Raw genomic sequence first — 24630 nt, forward strand, 5'->3', positions numbered from 1 at the left:
CGGCCACCGCCACGGACGCGGCCGGCAACACCTCGCCGGCCGGGCAGACGGTGCTGACGGTCGATCTGACCCCGCCGGCGCCCCCCGTGCTCGGCGCGCTGCCGCCCGCTACCGACGACAGCACGCCCACCATCACGGGCACGACCGAGCCGAACGCCACGGTGACCATCGCCAACGGCACCACGGTGCTGGGCACGGCTGTCGCGGACCCGGCGGGCAATTTCAGCTTCACCCCGAGCGCCCCGCTTCCGGCGGGCACCGCGAGCCTCAGCGCCACCGCCACGGATGTCGCCGGCAACACCGGCACGGCCTCGGCCGCGGTGCCGGTCGTGATCACGGCGCCGCCGGTCGGCGGAGGCGACACCACGCCGCCGGACGCACCGGTCCTGACGGGCTTCACGGCACCCACCAACAACACCACGCCGACCATTAGCGGCACGGCGGAGCCCGGCGCGACGGTCAGCATCGCGAACAACGGGGCCGAGATCGGATCGGTCGTGGCGGACGCGAACGGCGCCTTCAGCTTCACCCCGACCACGCCTCTGACGGCGGAGGGCAACAGCCTGACGGCCACCGCCACGGACGCGGCCGGCAACGTCTCGCCGGTCTCGACCGCGGTCGCGCTGACGATCGACACGACGCCACCCGCGGCGCCCACCCTGACCGGGCTGCCGGCCACGACGGACGACACCACGCCGACCATCACGGGCACGACCGAGCCGAACGCCACGGTGACCATCGCCAACGGCGGCACGGTGCTGGGCACCGCGGCGGCTGACGAGGTGGGCAATTTCAGCTTCACCCCGACCGCCGCCCTGCCGGCGGGCACCGCGAGCCTCACCGCCACCGCCCGAGACGTGGCCGGCAACACCGGGCCGGCCTCGGCCGCGGTCAGCCTGCTGATCGACCCCGGAATCGATGCGCCGCCGACCGCCACCCTCACGGTCGCCACCACGGCGGACGGCGTCATCAACGCCGCCGAGGCCGCGGCCACGGCCTTCACGGTGACCGGCCTCGACACGGGCACCACGGCGAGCGCCAGCTTCAGCGCCGGCGGCACCACCGTCACCGTGCCGGTCGTCGCCGACGGCAGCTACGCCGCCGACCTGTCCGGGCTGACGGGCCCGGTGAGCACGAGCCTGGTGCTGACCGGACCGGCCGGCACCACCGCCACCGTGACCGGACCGACCCTCGCGCTCGACACCGTGGCACCAGCGGGCACCGCATCCGCCAGCACGGCGGACGGCCCGGCGGTCGCGAGCTTCACTTACACGGTCAGCTTCCCCGAGGCCGTCACCGGGGTCGGTGTCGACGACTTCCTGCTCACAGGCACGAACGGTGCTGCCGGCACCATCACGGGCGTCACCGGCTCCGGCGGCAGCTACACCGTCACCGTAGCGGGCGTCACCGGCTCGGGCATCCTGACGCTGGGCCTCGCCCCGGCCTCGGACATCGCCGACCTCGCGGGCAACGCCGCGACCCTGGTCCCGGCGAGCCGCGACGTCACCGGCATCCCGCCGGTCCAGCCGGTGATCACGGGCTACAGCGACGATACCGGCGTGCCCGGCGACAACGTCACGAACGACAACACGCCGACGATCCGGGGCATCGGCGCCCCCGGCGCGACCGTGACGCTGACCGCCATCGCCGCGGGCGCGGCCGTCACGGCCACCGGCGCGGTGGCGGCCGACGGAACCTGGACCGTCGCCCTGCCGGCCCTCGCGGACGGATTCTACAGCATCACCGCGACCCTGACGGCCGCCGACGGCGGCGCGATCGGCACCTCCGGCCCGCTCGCGCTGACGATCGACCGCACGCTGGACAGCGCCCCCACGGCCACGCTCGGCCTCGACGCCACGGCGGACGGCGTCATCAACGGCGCGGAGGCCGGCGCGGTCGGCTTCACGGTGGCGGGGCTCGATCCCGGCACCACCGGCACGGTCACGTTCACGGACGGCATCCGCCAGACGAGCGAGACCGTGGGCGCAGACGGCACCTACACGGTCGATCTCAGCGGCTTCAGCGGGACGGTGAACGCGACGCTCGGCCTGAGCGACGCCGCGGGCAACGTGGGCACCGTCCCGGGCGGATCGCTCACCGTCGCGACCGGCCTGCCCGGCGCGCCGGTCATCGCGGCCCTGGCGGAGGATACCGGCCTGCCGGGCGACGGGCTCACGTCCGACACGACGCCGACGCTCTCCGGCGGGGCCGATCCCGGCACCACGATCCGCGTCACGGTCGGCACGCCGGCCGGCCCGGTGACGGTGGAGGCGCAGGCCGACGCGGGCGGTGCCTGGACGGCGACCCTCCCGGCGCTGGCGGACGGGGCCTACGCGGCGACGGCGGTGGCGATCGACGCCGCCGGCAATGCCGGCCCGGCGAGCGATCCCTTCCCGATCCGCATCGACGCGACGGTGCCGGCCGGCACGGCCGTGGCCGACGCCGCGGGCGGCCCGGCGGCGCAGAGCTTCACGGTCGCCGTGAGCTTCCCCGAGGGCGTCTCGGGTGTCGGCGTCGAGGATTTCGTGCTCACCGGCACGAACGGGGCCGCGGGCACGATCTCCGCGGTCACGGGCTCGGGCGGCAGCTACACGGTCACCGTGACAGGGGTCACCGGGACCGGCACCCTGAGCCTCGGGCTCGCGCAGGGCTCTGACATCGCGGACGCGGCGGGCAATCTCGCGAGCCTGGTCCCGGCCACGCGTCCGGTGGCGGTCGGCCCGAGCGCCGCGCCGCCGACCATCACGGGCTTCACCGACGATACCGGCGTGCCCGGTGACGGCATCACCCGCGACGCGACACCGACGCTCACCGGCACGGGCATCCCGAACGGGACCGTCGAGGTGCGCTACGACGGCGCCCCGGGGGCGCCCGCGCTCACCGGCAACGTCGCACCGGACGGCACCTGGAGCCTCGCCGTGCCGACGCTGGCCGACGGAACCTACGTCTTCTCGGTGACGACCCGGAGCGCCGACGGCGCGCTCGCGAGCGCCACGGCGGACGCCCTGCGGCTGACGATCGACACGGTGGCCGACAGCCTGCCGGCGGTCGCGCTCAGCCTCGACGGGACGGCGGACGGCGTGCTCGATCCGGACGAGGCCGCGGCGGCGACCTTCACCCTGACGGGGCTCGACGCGGACGCGGCGGCCGTCGTCACCTTCACGGACGGCACCCGCACCGTCACCGCGAACGTCGCCGCGGACGGCGCCTACACGGCCGACCTGTCGACGCTCAGCGGCACGGTGACCGCCTCGGTCACTGTTTCCGACGTCGCTGGCAACATCGCCTCGGCCAACGGCAATGCGGTGGTCGTCGGCGCCCAGCCGGGCGGCGGAGGCGGCAACGGTGGCGGAGGAGATGGTGGCAGCGCAGGCGGTGACGGTGGCGGGGTCGTCACGCCGCCCCCCGCACCGGCGACGCCGGTGATCGCCGGCATTCAGGACGATACCGGAACCCCGGGCGACGGCGTCACCGCCGACGCGACGCCCACGGTCTTCGGCACCGGCACGCCCGGCTCCTCCGTGACGATCGCCTTCACCGATGCCGGCAATCCGCGCTCGGTCACCGGCACGGTCGGCGCCGACGGGTCCTGGCAGGTCGCCCTGCCGGCGCTGGCGGATGGGACCTACAGCCTCGTCGCCACGACGGCCGACGGCGCGGGGACGGCCTCGGCCCCCTCGCAGGCGCTGCCGATCACCATCGACACGGTGGTGCCGACGGCTCCCGTCCTGGAGGGCGCCGTGGGCCAGACCGGCGGCAGCGTCGCCGACCCGACGCCGGCGCTCACCGGCACGGCCGAGCCCGGTACGACGGTCGAGGTCGTCATCGACACGCCGACCACGCCGGTCGTCGTCACCGGCGTCGTCGGCTCGGACGGCCGCTGGACCGTCGAGGCTCCGACGCTCGCCGACGGCAGCTACGGCGTCACCGTGACGGCCGTCGACACGGCCGGCAACCGCGGTCCGGCCGCCGGACCGGTCACGCTGGTGATCGATACGACCCCGGGCGACGGAACGGGCGGCGGGACAGGCGACGGCGGCGTGACGCCGCCCGGCTCCGGCCTCGGCGAAGAGGGCGGCCCGGCCCTCGTTGCGGACCTCAACCAGACGGTGACGCACGCGCCCGCATCGTTCGCCAGCAGGTTGCCCGTGATGGCGGGCGCGTAGGCGGCCGGATCGACGCCCGCCCCACCGACGATCGTCACGGCCGTGTCGGCCGGGTCGAGTCCGAGCGCGCGGGCGTCGTCCGGGTTCTCGAACAGGAAGCGGGTGCGGCGCGAGGCCAGCGCTCCGCGGATCAGGTGGCGCAGCGCCGTGCGGGCGAGCCCGCCGACCCGGTCCTGGCGCGCGCCGATCAGCCCGAGCCCGGTCAGCGCGTAGACGCGGCCCGGCACGTTCGCCATCGCGGCCGCGGTGCCGCCGACGAGGATGGCGCGCAGCGCGATGCAGTGCACGATGTCGGCCTTGAGCGCCTTGAGGATCGCGGCGAGCTGGCCCGCGGCGTAGCCCGCCGCCATCGGGTTGAGGCTGGAGCGCTCGGCCTCCAGCGGCACCACCCGCGCGCCCGTCGCCTCGATGGCGGCGCGGTGCGCGCGCACCCGCGTCACCACCGCGACCGAGAGGCCCATCGCGACGCCCGCGCGCGCGAGCGGCAGGAAGTGCGATGCGAAGAACCAGTCCTCGGTGACCACGAAGACGAGGCTGCGCATCGGGGTCGGAAGGGGGGTGGCGGGTGCGTCCATGCGCAGGCCTGTAGCACGCCCCGCGAGGCCTGTAGCACGCCCCGCGAGGCCTGTTGCGAACGGCTGCGGCCGATGGGTGCGGTCCGGAACGGGCGCGCGCGCCCCACGGTTGTCGCTCTACCAGTTCAGGGAGTTGAGCCATGGCCGAGTCGGCCTGCGACACCAGCGTGGTCGATCCCCGCGACGCCGCCGCGGAAGCCGGCCTCGCCTACATGGACGACGCCCGGCCGGGGCTGACCCGCCGCAGGAGCGGCAAGGGCTTCAGCTACCGCGACGCCGAGGGCCGGCCGGTGCGCGACAAGGCGACCCTGGAGCGCGTCCGCAAGCTCGCGATCCCGCCGGCCTACACCGACGTCTGGATCTGCCCGCGCCCCAACGGCCACATCCAGGCGACGGGCCGCGACGCCAAGGGGCGCAAGCAGTACCGCTACCATCCGGATTTCCGGGCCGCGCGGGAATCGACCAAGTTCAGCCGGATCATGGCCTTCGCCGAGGCGCTGCCCGCCATCCGCGCGCGCGTGGATGCCGACATGCGCCGCACCGGCCTGCCCCGCGAGAGGGTGCTGGCGACCGTGGTCCACCTCCTCGAGACCACGCTGATCCGCGTCGGCAACGACGATTACGCCCGCACCAACAAGAGCTACGGGCTGACCACCCTGCGCGACCCGCACGTCAAGGTCGAGGGGGCCGCGATGACCTTCCGCTTCAAGGGCAAGAGCGGCAAGACTTGGAACCTCTCGCTCAAGGACCGGCGCGTCGCCCGCATCGTCAAGGCCTGCCAGGACCTGCCGGGCCAGGAGCTGTTCCAGTACCTCGATGCAGAGGGCGCGCAACGGGACGTCACCTCGCAGGACGTGAACGCGTACCTGCGCGAGATCACCGGCGAGGACTTCACCGCCAAGGATTTCCGGACCTGGGCCGGCACGGTGCTGGCGGCCCTGGCGCTCCGGGAGTTCGAGGCCTTCGACAGCCAGGCCAAGGCCAAGACCAACGTGCGGGCCGCGATCGAGGGCGTGGCCGCGCGGCTCGGCAACACGCCGACCATCTGCCGCAAGTGCTACATCCACCCCCAGGTGCTCGACTGCTACCTGGAGGGCGGCCTGCTGCTGCAGGTCAAGGAGGCGGTCGAGACGGAGCTTGCGGAGGATCTGGCCTCGCTCCGGCCCGAGGAGGCGGCGGTGCTGACTCTGCTGCGCCAGCGCCTGGAGGCCGGCCCGGAGGTGAAGCGCCGGGCCGGGCGCGGAAAGTCGGCGGGCCGAGCCGGGTCCGGCAAGCGGCGCGCGGCGGCGGGCAGGCAGCCCCGCGGGCGGACCGGACAGGCCGAGGCGGCGCTCCAGGCAGCCCCCTGAGGTCTCAACGGGCCGCCCGGGGTTCGGGGACGGCCTTACCAGCGCAGCGCCGTCGCCGGCTCGGTCAGCGGCAGATCGATGGCGCAGCGCAGCTCCCCATCCCGCAAGGCGTAGCTGGTCCGGGCCTTCAGGGCATAGGGCAGCGCCCGCTCGATCAGCTCGCGCCCGTAGCCGCGTCGCGCGGCACCCTGCTCGTCGTCGGCCTGCGCGGTGCCTTCCTCCAGCCAGGTCAGCAGGAGGCGCCGCTCGCCGTCGTCCGTGCCGTAGGTGTCCCAGCTCACCCAGAGCTCGCCCCGGTCGTCGGAGAGCGCGCCGTACTTGCGCGCGTTGGTGGCCAACTCGTGCAGGGCGAGGGCGAGCGTCTGCACGCTGGCCTTGCGCAGGGCGACGACCGGCCCCTCCAGGGCCACGCGCTCCAGCAGGGCGGGCGTCCCGAGCGCGTCGAGTTCCGCGCGGATCAGCGCCCGGATGGTGATCGGCTCCTGATCGGAGCGGGACAGCAGGCCCTGCACCCGCGAGAGCGCGGCGAGGCGGTCGTTGAACTGCTCGCGGAACTGCTCGGTCGGCCCGGTCCTTGCCATGGTCTGCTGGGCGATCGAGCGCACGACCGTGATCAGGTTCCGGGTCCGGTGCTGGAGCTCGTCCACCATCACGGCCTGGCGCGCCTGCAGCTCGTGCATCTCGTGGACGTCCATGGCGGCCCCGAACCATTGCGTGACGCGCTCGCGCTGGTCCGTGATGGGCACCTGCCGCACCAGGAACCAGCGGTACTGGCCGTCCCTGCGGCGTATGCGATGCTGCGTCGCGATCGGGCGGCCGCTGTCGTGCCCGCTCCGGAACGCCTCGCGGGCGCTGCCGCGATCCTCGGGATGGATGGCCTCGAGCCAGCCCAGGTTCTGGGCCTCCTCCGCCGTCTGCCCGGAATAGTCGAGGTAGGACTGGTTCTGGGAGTGGGACGTCCCCTTGGCGTCCGAGCGCCAGAGGATGACGGGGACGAGGTTGGCCAGGGCGCGGAACTGCGCCTCGCTCTCGCGCAGGCGCGCCTCCGCGGCGCGGCGCTCGGTCAGGTCGGCGGTGACGGCCAGGAGCGTGCTGGGCTGGCCGGTGGCGTGGTGCAGCACCTGCACGCGGCTGTTCGCCCACACGAACGTGCCGTCCGGACGCAGGTAGCGCTTGTCGAGCGAGACCGGCCGATTTCTGCGGAGCACCTCGGCGACCGCGTCCAGGCTCGGCGGGACGTCGTCCGGGTGGGTGACGTCGAGGATGCTCAGGCGCAGCACCTCCTCGCGCGGGCGCCCGAGCAGGCGGCAGATCTCGTCGTTGGCGCGCAGGAAGCGGCCGTCCTGCGCCAGCTCGGACAGGCCGACGGCGGCGTTGGCGAAGATCGCGGCGAGGCGCTCCTCGCTCTGCCGCAGCGCGCCCTCGGCCCGGTGCTGGCGGGTCGCCTCCACGATGACCAGGAGGATGCCGGGGATCGAGCCGTCCGCGTCCCGGATCGGGCTGTAGGAGAGCGTGAACCACGCATCCTCCGGGCGCCCGTCCCGCGTCCGGGGGAAGAGCGTGTCCTGGAGCATCACGGTCTCCCCGGCCCGGACGCGCCGGTAGATCGGCGCCGTGGCATCCCGGATCTCCCACCAGCACGCGGCGGCGGCCTGGCCCAGGCCTCCGGGATGCCGGGCGCCCATCAGGTCGCGGTAGGCGTCGTTGTAGATCTGGATGCACTCGGGGCCCCAGAGCGCGACCATCGCGAAGCCGCTGGGCAGCAGCAGGTCGACCGCGGCCCTCAGGCAGGGCGGCCAGCCCTCCACGGCGCCGAGCGATGTCGCGGCCCAGTCGTGCGCGCGGATGCGCGCGGCCATCTCGCCGTCGCCGTGGGGCCATCCAGGCGAGCCGCCCATTGGATCTCTCCGGGATCTCTCCGTGCACGCCGTCGCCCGAGCCTACCTCGGATCTTCGCGGGGCGGCTAGAGCGCTCTTGCGCCGAAGTGGACGCCGGTTCGGCGCCAGAGAGCGCGTCAGGACAAGAGGTTGGAGCCGTTCCCGATGGCAACGCGATCGGGAACGGCTCTCGTCGGCCCTCGGGTTGCGCGTCGGGCCCGGTCCGGCACGCGCGAGCGCGGCGTCCCCCCTCAACCGGGCGAGGGGGCGGGCACCAGCACCCGGGCCGGGGCGAGGCGGCGGGCGCGGCGCACCTGCTGCACCGCGACCGGCCGATAGAGCTGCTTCGTGGCATCGACCACGTGCAGCCCCGCGAAGGGCAGGGCGAGGCCCGTGCCGAGCCGTTCCCAGGCCGGGCCGGTCCGGAGCATCAGCCGCGAGCGCACGGGCGGCATGTAGAGCGTCTCGGCCCAGCCCTCGGGCGAGAACAGCGTGTCGCGCATCAGCCGGCCGAGCTGCGAGCGGCTGTAGGGCTGGCCGTGGCCGAAGGGCGTCGCCTCGCGCCGGGCCCAGACGCCGCGGCGGTTGGGCACCACCAGCACCATCCGACCGCCCGGGGTCAGCGTGCGCCAGACCTCCTGCAACAGCTCCGTCGGGCTCTCGACCGATTCCAGCGCGTGGACGAGGATCACCCGGTCCACCGAGGCCTCGGGCAGGGGCATCATGGTCGGGTCGGCGAGCGCCGAGCAGGACCGGCCGGTGCCCGGCCAGTTCACCACCCCTTGCGTCGCCGGCATGAAGGCGAGCGTCCGCTCGGCGATGCAGTGGACCGGCCCGAGATAGGGCGTGGCGTAGCCGAGCCCGAGCACCCGCAGGCCGGAGACCGAGCCCAGAAATCCGTGCACCGCACGGCCGACGACGCGGTGCGTCACCTGTCCCAGCGGCGTGGCGTAGAAGGCCCGCAGGTCGGTCACGTCAAGGCGCATGGTCGGTCGCGGCGGCGGGGACGGGATGCGGGCGGGGCCCGCGCGCGGGCGCGTCGCCTTCAATGGGGAGCGCGCGGCGCCACGGCAAGCGGCGCGGCCTTTCGGGGGCGTGGAACAGGCCGGTTTCGGTTACGGTTCTGTGCCTACAGTTCCGTGCAAGGCCCGAGAGAGGCCCGAGAGAGGACCGGAGGAAACCATGAGCGCCGGCGCCGCCGAGACCCGCACCTTCCTCTGCCGCAGCGACAATGTCGGGGTGCTGATCCACGATCCCCGCACGGGCGCCTGCGCGGCGATCGACGTGCCGGAGGCCGGGCCCGTGCTGCGCGCCCTCGACGAGACGGGCTGGCGGCTCACCGACATCCTGGTGACCCACCGGCACGGCGACCACATCGAGGGCATTCCGGAGGTGCGCCGCGCCACCGGCGCCCGCCTCACCGCTCCCGAGAAGGCGCGCGAGGCGGTGCCGGACGCCGACGTCTACGTGCGCGAGGGCGACCGGGTGCGGGTGGGCGCGTTGGAGGCCGAGGTCTGGGAGACGCCCGGCCACTGCCTCGACCACGTCACCTACTGGTTCTCGGGTGCCGAGATCGTGTTCGCGGGCGACACCCTGTTCACCCTCGGCTGCGGCCGGGTGATGGAGAGCCCGCCCGAGACGCTGTGGCGCTCGCTGCAGCGCTTCGACGCACTGCCCGACGCCACGCAGGTCTTCAGCGGCCACGACTACGTCCTCTCCAACGCCCGCTTCGCCCGCGCCGTGGAGCCCGGCAACGCGGCGCTCGAGGCCCGCGCCGCCGAGGCCGAGCGCGCGCGCACCGAGGGGCGCTTCCTCGTGCCCTCGACCATGGGGGCGGAGCGGGACGCCAACCCGTTCCTGCGCGTGCGCGAACCGACGGTTGCACACGCCGTTGATCTTCCCGCTGGTGGCGATCCGGCCTCGGTCTTCGTCGCGCTGCGAGCGTGGAAGAACCGCTTCTGAACGAGCTACAACAAGAAAAATTTGTTGCGTTCACAAACCAAAATGAACATAGGACAACGGAGGGGAGAGCGATGCCCCTCCTAAACAGCCTCCCAGGGGGAGACTACAAGGTTCACGGAAGCGTCGGGACGCTTCCCGGTCAGATGGGGGTCCGTCTCGCCCTACCACCTTTCCTCTTCACGCCTGCCCCTGCCCTTCGTCCAGCCGGAATCGGACCTGACGTCCGACGCCTCTGCGGAGGCGCTCGACCGGACTTCGCAGATCGAGGGGGATGCGCAGGCGGTACGGGCCGAGGGCCGGGCGGGACGCCCGGCGCCGGGCCTCCGCAGCCGAACCGCGCCCGTCTCCGCCGACGTGCGCCTTCTCGGGATCGCGACCGAACACCTCGCCCGCCTCGGTCCGAAGCGCGTGACGGTCGTCGCCGTCGCGGCGGAAGCCGGCATGACGCATGCCAACGTCTACCGCTACTTCCCGTCGAAGGACGCGCTCCTCGACGCCGTGGCGGGGCGCTGGCTGCGGGACATCGAGGCGCATCTGGCCGGCATCGCCGACGCGCCGGATCCGGCCGACGACAAGATCGAGCGCCTGCTCACCGCGCTCGCCACCCTGCAGCGCGACGCGCTGGCGAGCGAGCCCAACCTGTTCGCCGTCCATCTCGACGCCACGGTGGCGGCCCGCCCGATCGCCCGGCGCCACCGGGTGCGCCTGCGCAGCCTGGTCGAGCGGGTGGTCGAGGAGGGGTTGATCGCCGGGACCTTCTCGGCGCGCGACCGGGAGCGGGCGATCGCCTACATCTTCGACGCCAGCTACCGCTTCACGCATCCCCTGGCCATCCAGCACGACGCGGACGTGCCGCGCGACCTCGTCGAGGCCCGCTTCGGTGCCGTGATCCACGCGATCCAGCGGGTGCTGCGCGCGGGCGTGCTCTGACGGCCGCTCCGCGACGCGCATGCCCCTCTCGAGGCCGTGGACCGCAGGGTCCGCGGCCTCTTGCTTTTCGGGCCCAGAGCCGCCCCCGAAAGGCGAAATGACAGTTTTCGAATCCTGTCATCAGAGCTTTGCCGCCAGCGGCGGATGCCGCGATGCGGCAATAACCTGCTCGGAGCGCAGGACTTTTCCTGGCCGCCGCCGGATCCGGATCGGTCCGGCGTCTGGCCCGATGCCTGCTTGCCCGACCTTGGTCGGGTTGAAGCAGAGGTGCTTTTCCGCCACACAGCCGCCCGGACAAGACCGGCGCAGCCAGCGCGACGCGCGGGCCGCCGGACTGAACGCGTGAGCCAAGACCCCGCGGCGGCGTCCGCCCAAAGCTTCACCCTGTCGAACCAGGCACAGCAGAGGTTTATCGCACCATGGCACGCAGCAAGATCGCGCTCATCGGCGCCGGCCAGATCGGCGGCACGCTCGCCCACCTCGCGGGCCTGAAGGAGCTCGGCGACGTCGTGCTGTTCGACATCGCGGACGGCGTGCCCCAGGGCAAGGGCCTCGACATCGCCGAGTCGGCGCCGGTCGACGGCTTCGACGCCAAGTATTCCGGCGCCAGCGACTACGCGGCGATCGCGGGCGCGGACGTGGTGATCGTCACCGCGGGCGTGCCGCGCAAGCCCGGCATGAGCCGCGACGACCTCATCGGCATCAACCTGAAGGTGATGGAGGCCGTCGGCAACGGCATCAAGCAGTACGCCCCGGACGCCTTCGTCATCTGCATCACCAACCCGCTCGACGCGATGGTCTGGGCGCTCCAGAAGTTCTCGGGGCTGCCGGCCAACAAGATCGTCGGCATGGCGGGCGTGCTCGATTCCGCCCGCTTCCGCCACTTCCTGGCCGACGAGTTCAAGGTCTCGGTCGAGGACGTCACCGCCTTCGTGCTCGGCGGCCACGGCGACGACATGGTCCCGCTGGTGCGCTACTCGACGGTGGCCGGCGTGCCGCTGACCGACCTGGTCAAGCTCGGCTGGACCACCCAGGAGAAGCTCGACGCCATGGTCGAGCGCACCCGAAAAGGCGGCGGCGAGATCGTCAACCTCCTGAAGACCGGCTCGGCCTTCTACGCCCCGGCGGCCTCGGCCATCGCGATGGCCGAGAGCTACCTGAAGGACAAGAAGCGCGTCCTGCCCTGCGCCGCCCACCTCACCGGCCAGTACGGCATCGACGGCCTGTTCATCGGTGTGCCGATCGTGATCGGCGAGAACGGCGTCGAGCGCGTGCTCGAGGTGGAGTTCAACGCCGACGAGAAGGCGATGTTCGACAAGTCGGTCGCCTCCGTGAAGGGCCTGATCGAGGCCTGCAAGTCCATCAACGGCGCGCTCGCCTGAGCCGTTCGCGCGCGGCCCTGGTCTCTGGTATGCCAGCGCCGCGCGTGCCCTGACCGGGACTCTCAAGCCCTGCGGTGGACGCGAGGAGGACGCCTATGAACATCCACGAATATCAAGCCAAGGGGGTGCTGCGCGAGTTCGGCCTGCCGGTCTCCCGCGGCGTCGCGATCTTCAAGCCTGAGGAGGCGGCCGCCGCCGCCGACGAGCTCGGCGGCCCGGTCTGGGTGGTGAAGAGCCAGATCCACGCGGGCGGCCGCGGCAAGGGCACCTTCAAGGGTGCGCCGGCCGGCGCCAAGGGCGGCGTGCGCGTCACCAAGTCGAAGGACGAGGTGGTGCAGTTCGCCCGCGAGATGCTCGGCCAGACGCTGGTGACCGTGCAGACCGGCGAGGCCGGCAAGCAGGTCAACCGTCTCTACATCGAGGAAGGCGCGCAGATCGCCGCCGAGTTCTACCTGTCGATGCTCGTCGACCGCGAGACCGGGCAGGTCGCCTTCGTGGTCTCGACCGAGGGCGGCATGGACATCGAGCAGGTCGCCCACGACACGCCTGAGAAGATCGTCACCTTCTCGGTCGATCCGGCCACCGGCATCATGCCCCATCACGGCCGCGCGGTCGCCAAGGCGCTCGGCCTCTCGGGCGCGCAGGCCAAGGAAGCGGGCGAGCTGACGGAGAAGCTCTACCGGGCCTTCACGGCCAAGGACATGAGCATGCTGGAGATCAACCCGCTGGTGCTCACCGGCGACGGCCACCTCAAGTGCCTCGACGCCAAGATCTCCTTCGACTCGAACGCCCTCTACCGGCACCCCGACGTCGTGGCGCTCCGCGACGAGACCGAGGAGGACGCCAAGGAGATCGAGGCCTCCAAGTACGACCTCGCCTACATCGCGCTCGACGGCACGATCGGCTGCATGGTCAACGGCGCGGGCCTCGCGATGGCGACGCTCGACATCATCAAGCTCTACGGCGAGGAGCCGGCGAACTTCCTCGATGTCGGCGGCGGCGCCTCCGAGGAGAAGGTCACGGCGGCCTTCAAGATCATCACCGCCGACCCGCAGGTGAAGGGCATCCTCGTCAACATCTTCGGCGGGATCATGAAGTGCGACGTCATCGCCCGCGGCGTGATCGCGGCGGTGAAGGCGGTGGGCCTGGAAGTGCCGCTGGTGGTGCGCCTGGAGGGCACCAACGTCGAGGAGGGCAAGGAGATCATCCGCTCGTCCGGCCTCAACGTCATCCCGGCGGACGACCTCGACGACGCCGCCCAGAAGATCGTCGCCGCGGTGAAGGGAGCCTGATCCGATGTCCGTCATGATCGACGCCAACACCAAGGTCATCTGCCAGGGCTTCACCGGCAAGAACGGCACCTTCCACTCCGAGCAGGCCATCGCCTACGGCACCAAGATGGTCGGCGGCACGAGCCCCGGCAAAGGCGGCTCGCAGCATCTGGGCCTGCCGGTGTTCGACACGGTCGCCGAGGCCCGCGAGGCCACGGGCGCCGATGCCTCGGTGGTCTACGTGCCGCCGCCGGGCGCCGCCGACGCGATCTGCGAGGCGATTTCCGCCGAGATCCCGCTGATCGTCTGCATCACGGAGGGCATTCCGGTGCTCGACATGGTGCGGGTGAAGCGTGCGCTCGTCGGCTCGAAGTCGCGCCTCGTGGGCCCGAACTGCCCCGGCATCGTCACCGCGGGCGAGTCGAAGATCGGCATCATGCCGGCCAACATCTTCCGCCCCGGCTCGGTCGGCATCGTCTCGCGCTCCGGCACGCTGACCTACGAGGCGGTGTTCCAGACCACGAATGCGGGCCTCGGCCAGACCACCGCCGTCGGCATCGGCGGCGACCCGGTGAAGGGCACCGAGTTCATCGACGTGCTGGAGCTGTTCCTCGCCGACCCGAAGACCGAGTCGATCGTGATGATCGGCGAGATCGGCGGCTCGGCCGAGGAGGAGGCCGCCCAGTTCCTGCGGGACGAGGCCAAGCGGGGCCGGAAGAAGCCGATGGTCGGCTTCATCGCCGGCCGCACGGCGCCTCCGGGCCGCCGCATGGGCCATGCCGGCGCGATCATCTCGGGCGGCAAGGGCGGCGCCGAGGACAAGATCGCCGCGATGGAGGAGGCGGGCATCCGCGTCTCTCCGTCCCCGGCCCGCCTCGGCTCGACGCTGGTCGAGGTGCTGAAGGGCTGAACGCTGCCTTGCGCCACACGCAAGGAGGCGGGGCCCATATCGGACGGATCGGGGCGCGCGGCAGGCCGCGTGTCCCGGCCGGATCTCAGTGACGGATGCGCCCGCCGCCCTCGCGCGGGCGCGTCCGAACGGTTGAGGGCGGTCCGCCCGGCGCGGTCCGCACCCCCGAGCAGGATGGACGGACCATGGCACGCCAGGACCTGAACGAAGCGCTCCTCGAAACCTCGTTCCTCTACGGCGGCAACGCCGCCTATATCGAGGAGCTGCAGGCGGCCTACGCGCGCAACCCCGCCTCGGTCGATCCCGAGTGGCAGAACTTCTTCAAGGCCCTCGGCGAAGACGAGACGCTGGTGGAGAAGAACGCCAAGGGCGCGTCCTGGACCAAGCCCAACTGGCCGGTGCCGCTCAACGGCGAGATCGTCTCGGCGCTCGACGGCAACTGGCCGGCACTCGAGAAGGGCCTCGGCGACAAGATTTTGGCGAAGGACGCCAAGCCCGGCAAGCCGGCCGACGGCGCCGCGGTCGTGGCCAAGACCGGCGTCTCCGTCGAGCAGGCCACGAAGGATTCGGTCCGCGCGATCATGCTGATCCGCGCCTACCGCATGCGCGGCCACCTCCACGCCAAGCTCGACCCGCTGGGCCTCGCCCCGCGCGGCGACCACGAGGAGCTGCACCCGCAGCATTACGGCTTCCAGGAGAGCGACTGGGACCGCCAGATCTTCCTCGACAACGTGCTGGGCCTCGAGTTCGGCACGATCCGCGAGATCGTCGGCATTCTGGAGCGGACCTACTGCCAGACGCTCGGCGTCGAGTTCATGCACATCTCGGATCCGGCCGAGAAGGCGTGGCTGCAGGAGCGCATCGAGGGCAAGGACAAGGAGATTTCTTTTACTCCTGAGGGCCGCAGGGCCATCCTGAACAAGCTCATCGAAGCCGAGGGATTCGAAAAATTCCTCGATCTCAAGTACACCGGCACCAAGCGCTTCGGCCTCGACGGCGGCGAGGCGATGATCCCGGCGCTGGAACAGATCATCAAGCGCGGCGGCGCGCTCGGCGTGCGCGAGATCGTGCTCGGCATGGCCCACCGCGGCCGTCTCAACGTGCTGACCAACGTGATGGCCAAGCCCTTCCGGGCGGTCTTCCACGAGTTCAAGGGCGGCTCGGCCTCGCCGGCCGAGGTCGAGGGCTCGGGCGACGTGAAGTACCATCTGGGCGCGTCCTCGGACCGCTCCTTCGACGGCAACAACGTCCACCTCTCGCTGACCGCCAACCCGTCCCACCTCGAGATCGTCGATCCGGTGGTGCTCGGCAAGGTGCGGGCCAAGCAGGACCAGTGGGCCAAGCCCAACGTCGAGCGCCGCACGGTGCTGCCGCTCCTCATCCACGGCGACGCGGCCTTCGCCGGCCAGGGCGTGGTGGCCGAGTGCCTCGGCCTCTCGGGCCTCAAGGGCCACCGCACCGGCGGCTCGGTGCACTTCATCATCAACAACCAGATCGGCTTCACCACCGATCCGCGCTTCTCGCGCTCCTCGCCCTACCCGTCGGACGTGGCGAAGATGGTGGAAGCTCCGATCTTCCACTGCAACGGCGACGACCCGGAGGCGGTGACCTTCGCCGCCAAGGTCGCGGTCGAGTATCGGCAGAAGTTCGGCAAGCCGGTCGTGATCGACATGCTCTGCTACCGCCGCTTCGGCCACAACGAGGGCGACGAGCCGGCCTTCACCCAGCCGAAGATGTACCAGCGCATCCGCAAGCACCCGACCGCGCTGGAGACCTACGGCCGCAAGCTGGTCGAGAGCGGCGTGCTGACCCAGGAAGCGCTCGATGCCCGCAAGGCCGAGTTCCGCGGCATGCTCGATGCCGAACTCGACACGGCGACGAACTACAAGGCCAACAAGGCCGACTGGCTCGACGGACGCTGGTCCGGCTTCAAGGCGGTCTACGAGGACGTGGACGACCCGCGCCGCGGCCGCACCGCCGTGCCCGCCGAGACCCTGCGGGAGATCGGCCAGCGGATCACGCAGGCGCCCCCCGGCTTCCAGCTGCACCGCACGATCCAGCGCTTCCTCGACAACCGCGCCAAGGCGGTCGAGACCGGGCAGGGCATCGACTGGGCGACCGCCGAGGCGCTGGCCTTCGGCTCGATCCTCCTCGACGGCAACCGGGTCCGCCTCTCGGGCCAGGATGTCGAGCGCGGCACCTTCTCGCAGCGCCACGCCGTGGTGATCGACCAGGAGAACGAGCAGCGCTTCACCGCCCTGAACTCGATCCGCGAGGGGCAGGCCAACATCGAGATCATCAACTCGATGCTCTCCGAGGAGGCGGTGCTCGGCTTCGAGTACGGCTACTCGCTGGCCGAGCCGAACGCGCTGGTGCTCTGGGAGGCGCAGTTCGGCGACTTCGCCAACGGCGCGCAGGTGGTGATCGACCAGTTCATCGCATCCGGCGAGCGCAAGTGGCTGCGCATGTCCGGCCTCGTGATGCTCTTGCCGCACGGCTACGAGGGCCAGGGGCCGGAGCACTCCTCGGCCCGCCTGGAGCGCTACCTGCAGGGCTGCGCCGAGGACAACATGCAGGTCGCCAACTGCACGACGCCGGCGAACTACTTCCACATCCTGCGCCGGCAGCTGAAGCGCGACTTCCGCAAGCCGCTCGTGCTGATGACGCCGAAGTCGCTGCTGCGCCACAAGCGGGCGGTCTCCTCCCTCGACATGCTGGCGGAGGGCTCGACCTTCCACCGCATCCTCTGGGACGACGCCGAGCAGGAGTCGAGCGAGCTGAAGCTCGTGCGCGACGACAAGGTCCGCCGCGTCGTGCTCTGCTCGGGCAAGGTCTACTACGACCTCTTGGAGGAGCGCGAGAAGCGGGGCGTCAACGACGTCTACCTGCTGCGCGTCGAGCAGCTCTACCCGTTCCCGCTGAAGGCCTTGGCCACCGAGATGGGTCGCTTCCGCAACGCGGAGGTGGTCTGGTGCCAGGAGGAGCCCAAGAACATGGGCGCGTGGTCCTTCGTCGAGCCCTATCTCGAATGGGTGCTGGGCCAGGCGGGCTCCGCCTCGAAGCGCCCGCGCTACGTCGGGCGCCCGGCCTCGGCCTCGACCGCGGTCGGCCTGATGTCGAAGCACCAGGCGCAGCTCCAGGCCTTCCTCAACGAGGCCCTGGCGGTCTGACCGAGAGCCGATGCCCTACTTCCTGCTCCGCCTCGAGCCGCCGCGTCCGAGCTTCCCTTTCGACGCGACGGACGCCGAGAAGGCCCTGTTCTCCGAGCACGCGGCCTACTGGATCGACCGCGCGGAGCGGGGGCAGGCCGTCGCGGTGGGGCCCGTCTTCGACGCGGCCGGGACCTGGGGCCTCGCCCTGGTGGAGGCGGAGGACGACGCGGCCGCGCGCGCACTCGGGGCCGACGATCCCGTCATCCGGGCGGGAGCCGGCTTCGCCTATACCCTCTCGGCCGTTCCAAACCTGATTCTGCGGCGTTGAGGCCGCGAACCGACAGCCACAGGAGGCCCCCCGCGGGGCAGTGAGAGCATGGCAACCGACATCCTCGTCCCGACGCTCGGCGAATCCGTGAGCGAGGCCACGATCGGCCGCTGGTTCAAGAAGCCCGGCGACACGGTCGCGGCCGACGAGCCCCTGGTGGAGCTGGAGACCGACAAGGTCACGCTGGAGGTCAACGCCCCGGCCGCCGGCGAGCTCGGCGAGATCCTGGTGAAGGACGGCGAGACGGTGGAGCCCGGCGCGCTGCTCGGCTCGATCGTCGAGGCGGGCGCGGGCGGCGGCGCGAAGGCGGCCCCGAAGCAGGCCGCCGAGACCAAGGCCGAGAGCCGCAGCGAGGGCCCGAAGGACGGCGGCTCCGCGAAGGCCGAACCCCCGAAGGAATCCTCGGCGAGCTACGGCAGCCACGGTGACGGCGCGCCCCAGGCCGGCCGCCCGGTCGGCGACAACGGCCCGGCGGTGGCCAAGCTCGCCCGCGAATCCGGCGTCGATCCGTCGGGCGTCAACGGCAGCGGCAAGGACGGCCGCGTCACCAAGGGCGACATGCTGGGCGCCATCGCCAAGGGACCCGCTCAGGCGGCGCCCGCCAAGGAGGCCCGGCCCACCCTGCCGCGCGCGCCTTCCGCGCCGGACGACGCCGCGCGCGAGGAGCGCGTGCGCATGACGAAGCTGCGCCAGACCATCGCGCGCCGCCTCAAGGACGCGCAGGACACCGCCGCGATGCTGACGACGTTCAACGACGTCGACATGTCGGCCGTGATGGCGATGCGGTCCCAGTACAAGGACATCTTCGAGAAGAAGCACGGCACGAAGCTCGGCTTCATGGGCTTCTTCACCAAGGCGGTGATCGGCGCCCTGAAGGATGTCCCGGCGGTCAACGCCGAGATCGACGGGCAGGATCTCGTCTACAAGAACTACTACCACATCGGCATCGCGGTCGGCACCGACAAGGGCCTCGTCGTGCCGGTGGTGCGCGACGCCGACGACCTCTCGATCGCCGGCATCGAGAAGACGATCGCGGGCTTCGGCAAGAAGGCGCGCGACGGCAAGCTCTCCATCGAGGAGATGCAGGGCGGCACCTTCACGATCACCAACGGCGGCATCTACGGCTCGCTGATGTCGACGCCGATCCTCAACGCGCCGCAATCGGGCATCCTCGGCATGCACCGCATCGAGGAGCGGCCTGTCGTGCGGGGCGGCAAGATCGAGGCGCGGCCGATGATGTATCTGGCCCTCTCCTACGACCACCGCATCGTGGACGGGAAGGAGGCCGTGACCTTCCTCGTGCGCGTCAAGGAGGCCCTGGAGGACCCGGCGCGCCTCGTGCTGGACCTCTAAGCCGGCCTTCTCATCGACATCGAAGCGCGGGCGCATGAGCCCGCGCACCGGACTTCCTGCGGGCCCGGCATGGCCTGCCTCGATCCGCGAGTTCTGAACGCATGTCCTACGATCTCGTCGTCATCGGCACCGGCCCCGGGGGCTATGTCTGCGCCATCCGGGCGGCCCAGCTCGGGCTGAAGACCGCGGTGGTCGAGAAGCGGGCGACCCATGGCGGCACCTGCCTCAACGTCGGCTGCATCCCCTCGAAGGCCCTGCTGCACGCCTCGGAAGCCTTCGACGAGGCCAACCACCACTTCGCCGATCTCGGCATCGAGGTGAGCGGGGTGAAGCTCGACCTGAAGAAGATGATGAGCTTCAAGTCGGAAGGGGTCGCGGGCAACACCAAGGGCGTCGAGTTCCTGCTCAAGAAGAACAAGGTCGACACCTATCAGGGCACCGGCCGGATCGCCGGCGCGGGACGCGTCGAGGTCGTCTCCGAGGACGGCGGCAACCGGATGCTGGAGACGAAGAACATCGTCATCGCCACCGGCTCGGACGTGGCCAAGCTGCGCGGCGTCGAGATCGACGAGCAGGTGGTGGTCTCCTCCACGGGCGCGCTCGAACTGGACCGGGTGCCGAAGAAGCTCCTCGTCATCGGCGCGGGCGTGATCGGGCTCGAACTCGGCTCGGTCTGGCGGCGCCTCGGCGCCGAGGTCACCGTGGTCGAGTATCTCGACCGGGTGCTGCCGGGCATGGACGGGGAGGTGGGCAAGCAGTTCCAGCGCATCCTGACCAAGCAGGGGCTGGCCTTCAAACTCTCCACCAAGGTCACGGGCGTCGAGGTGGCTAAGAAGGGCGCGAAGGTCACGGTGGAGCCCGCCGCGGGCGGCGCCTCCGAGACGCTGGAGGCCGACGTGGTGCTGGTTGCCATCGGCCGCGTGCCCTACACGCAGGGCCTCGGCCTGGAGACGGTCGGCGTCCAGGTGGACGACAAGGGCCGGATCCAGACGGACGAGCACTTCGCCACCAACGTCACCGGCATCTACGCGATCGGCGACGTGATCGCCGGCCCGATGCTCGCCCACAAGGCCGAGGACGAGGGCGTGGCGGTGGCCGAGATCCTGGCCGGCCAGTCGGGCCACGTGAACTACGCGGTGATCCCGAACGTGGTCTACACCTTCCCGGAGGTCGCCTCTGTCGGCAAGACCGAGGAGGAGCTGAAGAAGGACGGCATCAGCTACAACGCCGGCAAGTTCCCCTTCACGGCCAACGGGCGGGCCAAGGCCAACGGCACCACGGACGGCTTCGTGAAGGTGCTGGCGGATGCGGCGAGCGACCGGGTGCTCGGCGTGCACATCGTGGGGGCGGATGCCGGCAACCTGATCGCCGAGGTCGCGGTGGCGATGGAATTCGGCGCATCCTCGGAGGACATCGCCCGGACCTGCCACGCCCACCCGACGCTCACCGAGGCCGTGAAGGAAGCGGCCCTCGCGGTCGCCAAGCGCGCCATCCACGTCTGAGGAACGGTCCGGATCCCGGCGATCCGTCGATCGAACGCCGCGCGGCGCGTCAGTGACGCGCCGCGCGGGACTCCTCCAGCACCGGCGCGAGGCCGAGCTGGCGGGCGAGCGAGACGAGGTCCTTCAGCCGGCCGGTCTGCGTCTTGCGCCGCAGGTTCAGCCGATGGGTCTCGACCGTGCGCACGCTGAGCGCGAGGCGGCGGGCGACCTCCTTGTTGCTGAAGCCCGCGCTGAGGAAGCGCAGCACCTCCGCCTCCCGCGGGGTCAGGCCGAGCGCCTCGCCGGACTCCGGCTGCGGCTCGCCGTGGGGGCCCGAGAGGCGCTCCTGGCCGGCGGCGAGCGCCAGGATCGCCGCGCTGAGATCGCGCGGCGATCCCGAGCGGGCGATCACGGCGTCCGTGCCGGCCGCGAGCAGTGCCCCGAGATCGGCTCCACCCAGGGCCTGGAAGGCGGCCAGGACCCGTAACCGCGGCTGCCGCTCCTTCAGTGCGCCGATCTGGGCGAGCCCGTCGCCGACGCGCCGCGCGTCGATGAAGACCAGGGCGACGAGGTGGTCCAGTTCCGTCTCGGCGAGATCCGCCTCGTGCAGGGTCTGGAGTTCGGGCAAGTGCTCGAGGGTGGCCCGAACGGTCGGACACAGGTCCTGCGGCTCGTCAACGATCAGCACGCCCACCGCAGCACTCATGATCCCACGCCCCTCTTCCCGCAATGAGACGGCGCCGCCGTTCTCGGAAGGTGCGTTTCAAGTTCGAGTCCAGGCGCTTTCGGCAGAACGTTAAGGTTTACGCGGGGCTATTCCGTAGGAGAGCCCGGTGATGGACGGCCGACGGTTGTCCCGAATGCGGACGCCGGGGTCGACGTCTCGAGGAGGTCTGTGCCGATTCGGTCCGGCCCAGATTGGCCTCAGCCGGCGCGGGCCAGGATCAGGTCGGTCGCCGCCGAGACCACGCGGTCGCGGCCGCCGGCCTTGGCCTCGTAGAGGGCGATGTCGGCCCGCTTCACCAGCGCCTCGACCGAGTCGCCTTCCGTCCAGGTGCTGACGCCGAAGCTGCAGGTGAGCCGCACCGGGCCGCGGCTGCCGCGGATGCGCAGGTCGCGCGCCTTCAGGCAGAGGCGCCGGGCGACCGCCTCGGCGGCCTCCAGCCCGGTATCGGCGAGCGCGATGGCGAACTCCTCGCCGCCGAGCCGCCCGGCCCGGCCCTCCTCGGACATCAGCTTGGCGACCGCCTGGATCGCCCGGTCGCCGATATCGTGGCCGTGCTCGTCGTTGATGCGCTTGAAGTGGTCGATGTCGGCCAGGATCATCGAGAGGCGGCCGTGGTTGCCGGCCCGGTCCGCGCTCTGGCTGGCCTGTGCGAAGAAGGCGCGCCGGTTCAGCAGGCCGCTCAGCGGGTCCGTCTCGGCGAGGCGGATCAGATGCTCCTGCAAGGTGGTCAGCCGCTCGGCGGCGCGCAGGCGCGCGTGCAACTCCTCGGCGCAGGGCGGCTTGTCGATGAAGTCGTCGGCGCCGCTGTCGAGGGCCTCCGCCAGGGTGCGCTCGTTGCGGGCCGACGACATGGTGATGACGTAGAGGGGGCGGCGCTCGTCGGCCAGCAGGCGCGCGGACCAGCACAGTTCCAGGCCGCCGAGCGGCCGCACCTGCAGGCTGGTGATGAGCACCCGGATCTCGGGCCGGTCGGTCAGGAAGGCGAGGGCCTCCGCCGAATCCGTGAAGCAGTGCACATTGTGTCCGCGCGGCTCGAGCAGCCCCGCCACGATCTTGAGGACGACGCGGCTGGAATCGACGATGACGATATTCATGGGCAGTCTTCCGGCGGCGATCGACCCTGGGATTGATTGTGGCCCGGAAAGCTTAATGCCCCTTCCACCGCCCGTCGGGGCGCGCCGGCCGTGAGCGCGCCGCCGGTCACGCCGGACGGGCGCTACATCGTCGTGCGCGGCCGGCTGTGGCGGCGCGCCGACCCCGCCCTCACGGAGACGGCGCGGGCGCGGGCGGTCGCGGCGCTGATGGCCGCGCGGCGGGCCGTGCGCGACGCCAAGGCGGCGGAGCGGCGCGGCCTGCGGGACGCGGGCGATGCCCTGCGCGCGGCGCGGGACGCGGTGCAGGCCGCCAAGGAGGCGCTCGGCGAGCGCGGCCCGGTCTGGTGGGACGACGGCGCCCCGGACGAGACCCGCAGGATGGCGCGCAACACGCGCTACGCGGCGTGGTTCGCGGGCCTCGCGGGGGAGGGCGCCGTGGCGGGGGAACTCAGCGGCGCGGGACCTGGACCTCGATGACGCGCACGCCCGCGGGCCGGTAGCCGCCGGCCTCGGCGGCCGCCCAATCGCCCCGGGCGTCCCGCGACAGGATGCGGGCGCCGGGCGCGGGCCGGCGGCGCGCCGGCTCCCGGGCGTTGATCACCGTGAGGGTCGGCTCGCCGACCGGGGTTCGCGGGATGCCGGAGATCGTCGGCACGCCGTAGGTGCCGTAGCTCCAGGCCGGCGGCACGATCTCGCTGGGGCGGGGGAAGCGGGTCAGGGGCGCGCCGACATAGGCGCCGCGCACCGCCTCGTCGGCGAAGCCGTAGCGGGCTGCCCCGTCGTCGTAGCCCGGCGCGTAGGCGGGGCCGTAGCCGCTCCCGTAGACCTCGACCGCGCCGGCGCCGCCGGTTCCGACGGCCAGGGCGAGCGCGGCGAGCGCCGCCCGGGTGATGTGAGCCGACATGCTGATCCTCCGGCGCGCCAGGCGTGGACGTCCCGGAGAACGTCACGCTCTCCGGTGTCGTTCCGGCACCGGGCGCCGCGCCAGCCGCGCAGACTGCGTAAGGCGCCGTCTGGGCATGAAAAAGCCCCGGCGAGAGCCGGGGCTCGGCGAGGCCCGGGATGGGCCGGCTTCAGCGGCAGGTCGTGATCCGGCGCACGATCCAGCCCTCGCCCTCGATCCAGAGGCGGCGGCGGGCGCGGCTGCAGTTGGTGTCCTCCTCGGCCTCGGCCGTGGAGGCGGCGGCGGGCCGCACGGGGCTCGCCTCCGCGACCTTGGCGATGCCGCGGTCGGAGGCCGCCGGGGCGGCGGAGGCGGGGCCCGCGAGGGCGAGGAGAGAGGCCGCGGCGAGGCCGGCGGCGGAAAGCTTGAGCATGGGATGTCCGTTCGTTCGCCGCCGGTCCGTGCCGCGGCCGTCAGCCTGGTCCGACCGGGCTCTTCGGCCCGCGCGATCTGTTGACTGCTCAATGCACGGCTCAGCCTTGCGGTTGCACCGGAACGACAGGATTTACCCACGGAATCGCCACGATTGTCCCCAGATCGCGGGCGTCGGGCAGGGTCGGCTCGGCCGGTTCCGACGCCGCCCGGCTGCGTCCGGACCCGGCCCGCGCACGGTCATTTCAGCGCGTCCCGCCGCCCGGCACCTTGCCGCCGTCCGGTGCAGGGATTAGTCATCCGCGCTCAAGCAGATCGAGGCGAAGCGCCAAGTTCTCGATCTGACGAATCGGCTTCTTTGGAATGCTTCCAGATCTTGGAGGCGCTGAAAGCCGATCGAGCATTAGGTTTTAACGATTCCAATCTGGAGAACGACATGGCGGACGGCTCCGCGTTCGTCCAGGCCTTCACGATCCTGTTTCGGGAAGGCCTGGAAGCGCTTCTGATCATCGCGGCGCTCGTCGCCTTCCTGCGCCGGGCGGGCGCCTCCGAGCGGATCGCCCCGGTCTATGCGGGCGCCGGGCTCGCGGCTCTGGCAAGCCTCGCCATGGCGTGGGTGTTCGAGACCTATTTCGACGGCAACCACAACGACCTGATGGAGGCGGGCGTGATGCTCGCGGCGGCCGCGCTGATGTTCTACATGAGCGGCTGGCTCTTCGTCCGGCAGGACCCGAAGGCCTGGCAGGCCGACCTGAAC

At 71.8% G+C, this 24630-nt stretch carries 19 protein-coding genes and 1 pseudogene; 13 read left to right on the forward strand and 7 right to left on the reverse strand.

Annotation, left to right across the window (positions count from 1 at the left end; translation table 11 throughout):
• The first annotated feature begins 86 nt into the window (after nucleotides 1-86).
• Nucleotides 87-4166: an Ig-like domain-containing protein gene (locus tag AX737_RS33160; RefSeq protein WP_245293431.1), complete on the forward strand. Its 4080-nt coding sequence runs from the start codon at nucleotides 87-89 to the stop codon at nucleotides 4164-4166.
• On the opposite strand, the pseudogene AX737_RS32005 reads toward AX737_RS33160, so the two are convergent.
• Nucleotides 4157-4741: pseudogene (locus AX737_RS32005) on the reverse strand (glycosyltransferase); the annotation flags it as partial. The gene AX737_RS33160 and the pseudogene AX737_RS32005 sit on opposite strands and share 10 nt — an antisense overlap.
• A gap of 140 nt (nucleotides 4742-4881) precedes the next feature.
• Between AX737_RS32005 and AX737_RS11650 the strand changes: the two are divergent.
• On the forward strand, nucleotides 4882-6090 hold the full coding sequence (locus AX737_RS11650; protein WP_066921482.1) for a DNA topoisomerase IB: 1209 nt from the start codon (nucleotides 4882-4884) through the stop codon (nucleotides 6088-6090).
• Nucleotides 6091-6125: 35 nt separating this feature from the next.
• Here the strand turns inward: AX737_RS11650 and AX737_RS11655 are convergent, their stop codons facing one another.
• Nucleotides 6126-7949 carry a PAS domain S-box protein gene (locus tag AX737_RS11655; protein ID WP_245293430.1) on the reverse strand — a complete coding sequence of 608 codons (1824 nt, stop codon included), beginning with the start codon at nucleotides 7947-7949 and terminating at the stop codon, nucleotides 6126-6128.
• A 270-nt stretch (nucleotides 7950-8219) separates the two neighbouring features.
• Entirely contained in the window at nucleotides 8220-8954 is a 735-nt protein-coding gene (locus tag AX737_RS11660) for a class I SAM-dependent methyltransferase (protein ID WP_066921486.1), read from the reverse strand.
• Nucleotides 8955-9150: 196 nt separating this feature from the next.
• Between AX737_RS11660 and gloB the strand changes: the two genes are divergently transcribed.
• From gloB to lpdA, 9 genes are all read left to right on the forward strand, one after another.
• Nucleotides 9151-9930 carry a hydroxyacylglutathione hydrolase gene (gloB, locus tag AX737_RS11665; RefSeq protein ID WP_066921488.1) on the forward strand — a complete coding sequence of 260 codons (780 nt, stop codon included), beginning with the start codon at nucleotides 9151-9153 and terminating at the stop codon, nucleotides 9928-9930.
• 354 nt (nucleotides 9931-10284) lie between these two features.
• Nucleotides 10285-10860: a TetR family transcriptional regulator gene (locus tag AX737_RS11670; protein WP_066921490.1), complete on the forward strand. Its 576-nt coding sequence runs from the start codon at nucleotides 10285-10287 to the stop codon at nucleotides 10858-10860.
• 419 nt (nucleotides 10861-11279) lie between these two features.
• Nucleotides 11280-12242, forward strand: coding sequence for a malate dehydrogenase (gene mdh, locus AX737_RS11675; protein ID WP_066921492.1), 963 nt, complete (start codon nucleotides 11280-11282; stop codon nucleotides 12240-12242).
• A gap of 95 nt (nucleotides 12243-12337) precedes the next feature.
• A complete protein-coding gene (gene sucC / locus AX737_RS11680; RefSeq protein ID WP_066921494.1) occupies nucleotides 12338-13534 on the forward strand; it encodes an ADP-forming succinate--CoA ligase subunit beta in 1197 nt (398 codons plus the stop codon).
• 4 nt (nucleotides 13535-13538) lie between these two features.
• Entirely contained in the window at nucleotides 13539-14423 is an 885-nt protein-coding gene (gene sucD / locus AX737_RS11685; protein WP_066921496.1) for a succinate--CoA ligase subunit alpha, read from the forward strand.
• A 185-nt stretch (nucleotides 14424-14608) separates the two neighbouring features.
• The gene (locus AX737_RS11690) at nucleotides 14609-17593 is read left to right on the forward strand and encodes a 2-oxoglutarate dehydrogenase E1 component (RefSeq protein ID WP_066921498.1); all 2985 of its coding nucleotides are present in this window, start codon (nucleotides 14609-14611) and stop codon (nucleotides 17591-17593) included.
• Between the two features lie 10 nt (nucleotides 17594-17603).
• Nucleotides 17604-17903 (forward strand): YciI family protein, encoded by a 300-nt coding sequence (locus tag AX737_RS11695; protein ID WP_066921500.1) that lies wholly within the window; start codon nucleotides 17604-17606, stop codon nucleotides 17901-17903.
• Between the two features lie 48 nt (nucleotides 17904-17951).
• A complete protein-coding gene (odhB, locus tag AX737_RS11700) occupies nucleotides 17952-19256 on the forward strand; it encodes a 2-oxoglutarate dehydrogenase complex dihydrolipoyllysine-residue succinyltransferase (protein WP_066921502.1) in 1305 nt (434 codons plus the stop codon).
• A gap of 101 nt (nucleotides 19257-19357) precedes the next feature.
• Nucleotides 19358-20758: a dihydrolipoyl dehydrogenase gene (gene lpdA, locus AX737_RS11705; RefSeq protein WP_066921504.1), complete on the forward strand. Its 1401-nt coding sequence runs from the start codon at nucleotides 19358-19360 to the stop codon at nucleotides 20756-20758.
• Nucleotides 20759-20807: 49 nt separating this feature from the next.
• Here lpdA and AX737_RS11710 read toward each other — a convergent pair whose 3' ends face one another.
• Both AX737_RS11710 and AX737_RS11715 read right to left on the reverse strand, forming a co-directional pair.
• Entirely contained in the window at nucleotides 20808-21443 is a 636-nt protein-coding gene (locus tag AX737_RS11710) for a response regulator transcription factor (RefSeq protein ID WP_066921506.1), read from the reverse strand.
• Between the two features lie 218 nt (nucleotides 21444-21661).
• Nucleotides 21662-22558 (reverse strand): diguanylate cyclase, encoded by an 897-nt coding sequence (locus AX737_RS11715; RefSeq protein WP_066921508.1) that lies wholly within the window; start codon nucleotides 22556-22558, stop codon nucleotides 21662-21664.
• A gap of 90 nt (nucleotides 22559-22648) precedes the next feature.
• On the opposite strand from AX737_RS11715, the gene AX737_RS11720 reads away from it, so the two are divergent.
• Nucleotides 22649-23035, forward strand: coding sequence for a hypothetical protein (locus tag AX737_RS11720; RefSeq protein WP_066921510.1), 387 nt, complete (start codon nucleotides 22649-22651; stop codon nucleotides 23033-23035).
• Here AX737_RS11720 and AX737_RS11725 read toward each other — a convergent pair.
• Nucleotides 23007-23462, reverse strand: coding sequence for a hypothetical protein (locus tag AX737_RS11725; RefSeq protein WP_066921512.1), 456 nt, complete (start codon nucleotides 23460-23462; stop codon nucleotides 23007-23009). The genes AX737_RS11720 and AX737_RS11725 overlap by 29 nt on opposite strands.
• A 169-nt stretch (nucleotides 23463-23631) precedes the next feature.
• A complete protein-coding gene (locus AX737_RS11730; protein ID WP_066921514.1) occupies nucleotides 23632-23874 on the reverse strand; it encodes a hypothetical protein in 243 nt (80 codons plus the stop codon).
• 435 nt (nucleotides 23875-24309) lie between these two features.
• Between AX737_RS11730 and AX737_RS11735 the strand changes: the two genes are divergently transcribed.
• Nucleotides 24310-24630 (forward strand): FTR1 family protein (locus tag AX737_RS11735; RefSeq protein ID WP_197430547.1); only part of this gene is annotated, 321 nt, incomplete at its 3' end.

Origin of the sequence: Methylobacterium sp. CCH5-D2 (assembly GCF_001556475.1) — a bacterium.
Classification (GTDB): domain Bacteria; phylum Pseudomonadota; class Alphaproteobacteria; order Rhizobiales; family Beijerinckiaceae; genus Methylobacterium; species Methylobacterium hispanicum.

Excerpts from the sequence above, each read along its gene's own strand:
- AX737_RS11660 (WP_066921486.1), bottom strand. The coding sequence starts at position 8,954 with ATGCGCCTTGACGTGACCGACCTGCGGGCCTTCTACGCCACGCCGCTG.
- AX737_RS11715 (WP_066921508.1), bottom strand. The coding sequence starts at position 22,558 with ATGAATATCGTCATCGTCGATTCCAGCCGCGTCGTCCTCAAGATCGTG.
- AX737_RS11730 (WP_066921514.1), bottom strand. The coding sequence starts at position 23,874 with ATGCTCAAGCTTTCCGCCGCCGGCCTCGCCGCGGCCTCTCTCCTCGCC.
- sucC (WP_066921494.1), top strand. The coding sequence starts at position 12,338 with ATGAACATCCACGAATATCAAGCCAAGGGGGTGCTGCGCGAGTTCGGC.
- AX737_RS11655 (WP_245293430.1), bottom strand. The coding sequence starts at position 7,949 with ATGGCCGCGCGCATCCGCGCGCACGACTGGGCCGCGACATCGCTCGGC.
- AX737_RS11690 (WP_066921498.1), top strand. The coding sequence starts at position 14,609 with ATGGCACGCCAGGACCTGAACGAAGCGCTCCTCGAAACCTCGTTCCTC.
- AX737_RS11710 (WP_066921506.1), bottom strand. The coding sequence starts at position 21,443 with ATGAGTGCTGCGGTGGGCGTGCTGATCGTTGACGAGCCGCAGGACCTG.
- mdh (WP_066921492.1), top strand. The coding sequence starts at position 11,280 with ATGGCACGCAGCAAGATCGCGCTCATCGGCGCCGGCCAGATCGGCGGC.
- lpdA (WP_066921504.1), top strand. The coding sequence starts at position 19,358 with ATGTCCTACGATCTCGTCGTCATCGGCACCGGCCCCGGGGGCTATGTC.
- sucD (WP_066921496.1), top strand. The coding sequence starts at position 13,539 with ATGTCCGTCATGATCGACGCCAACACCAAGGTCATCTGCCAGGGCTTC.
- odhB (WP_066921502.1), top strand. The coding sequence starts at position 17,952 with ATGGCAACCGACATCCTCGTCCCGACGCTCGGCGAATCCGTGAGCGAG.
- AX737_RS11650 (WP_066921482.1), top strand. The coding sequence starts at position 4,882 with ATGGCCGAGTCGGCCTGCGACACCAGCGTGGTCGATCCCCGCGACGCC.
- AX737_RS11725 (WP_066921512.1), bottom strand. The coding sequence starts at position 23,462 with ATGTCGGCTCACATCACCCGGGCGGCGCTCGCCGCGCTCGCCCTGGCC.
- gloB (WP_066921488.1), top strand. The coding sequence starts at position 9,151 with ATGAGCGCCGGCGCCGCCGAGACCCGCACCTTCCTCTGCCGCAGCGAC.
- AX737_RS11695 (WP_066921500.1), top strand. The coding sequence starts at position 17,604 with ATGCCCTACTTCCTGCTCCGCCTCGAGCCGCCGCGTCCGAGCTTCCCT.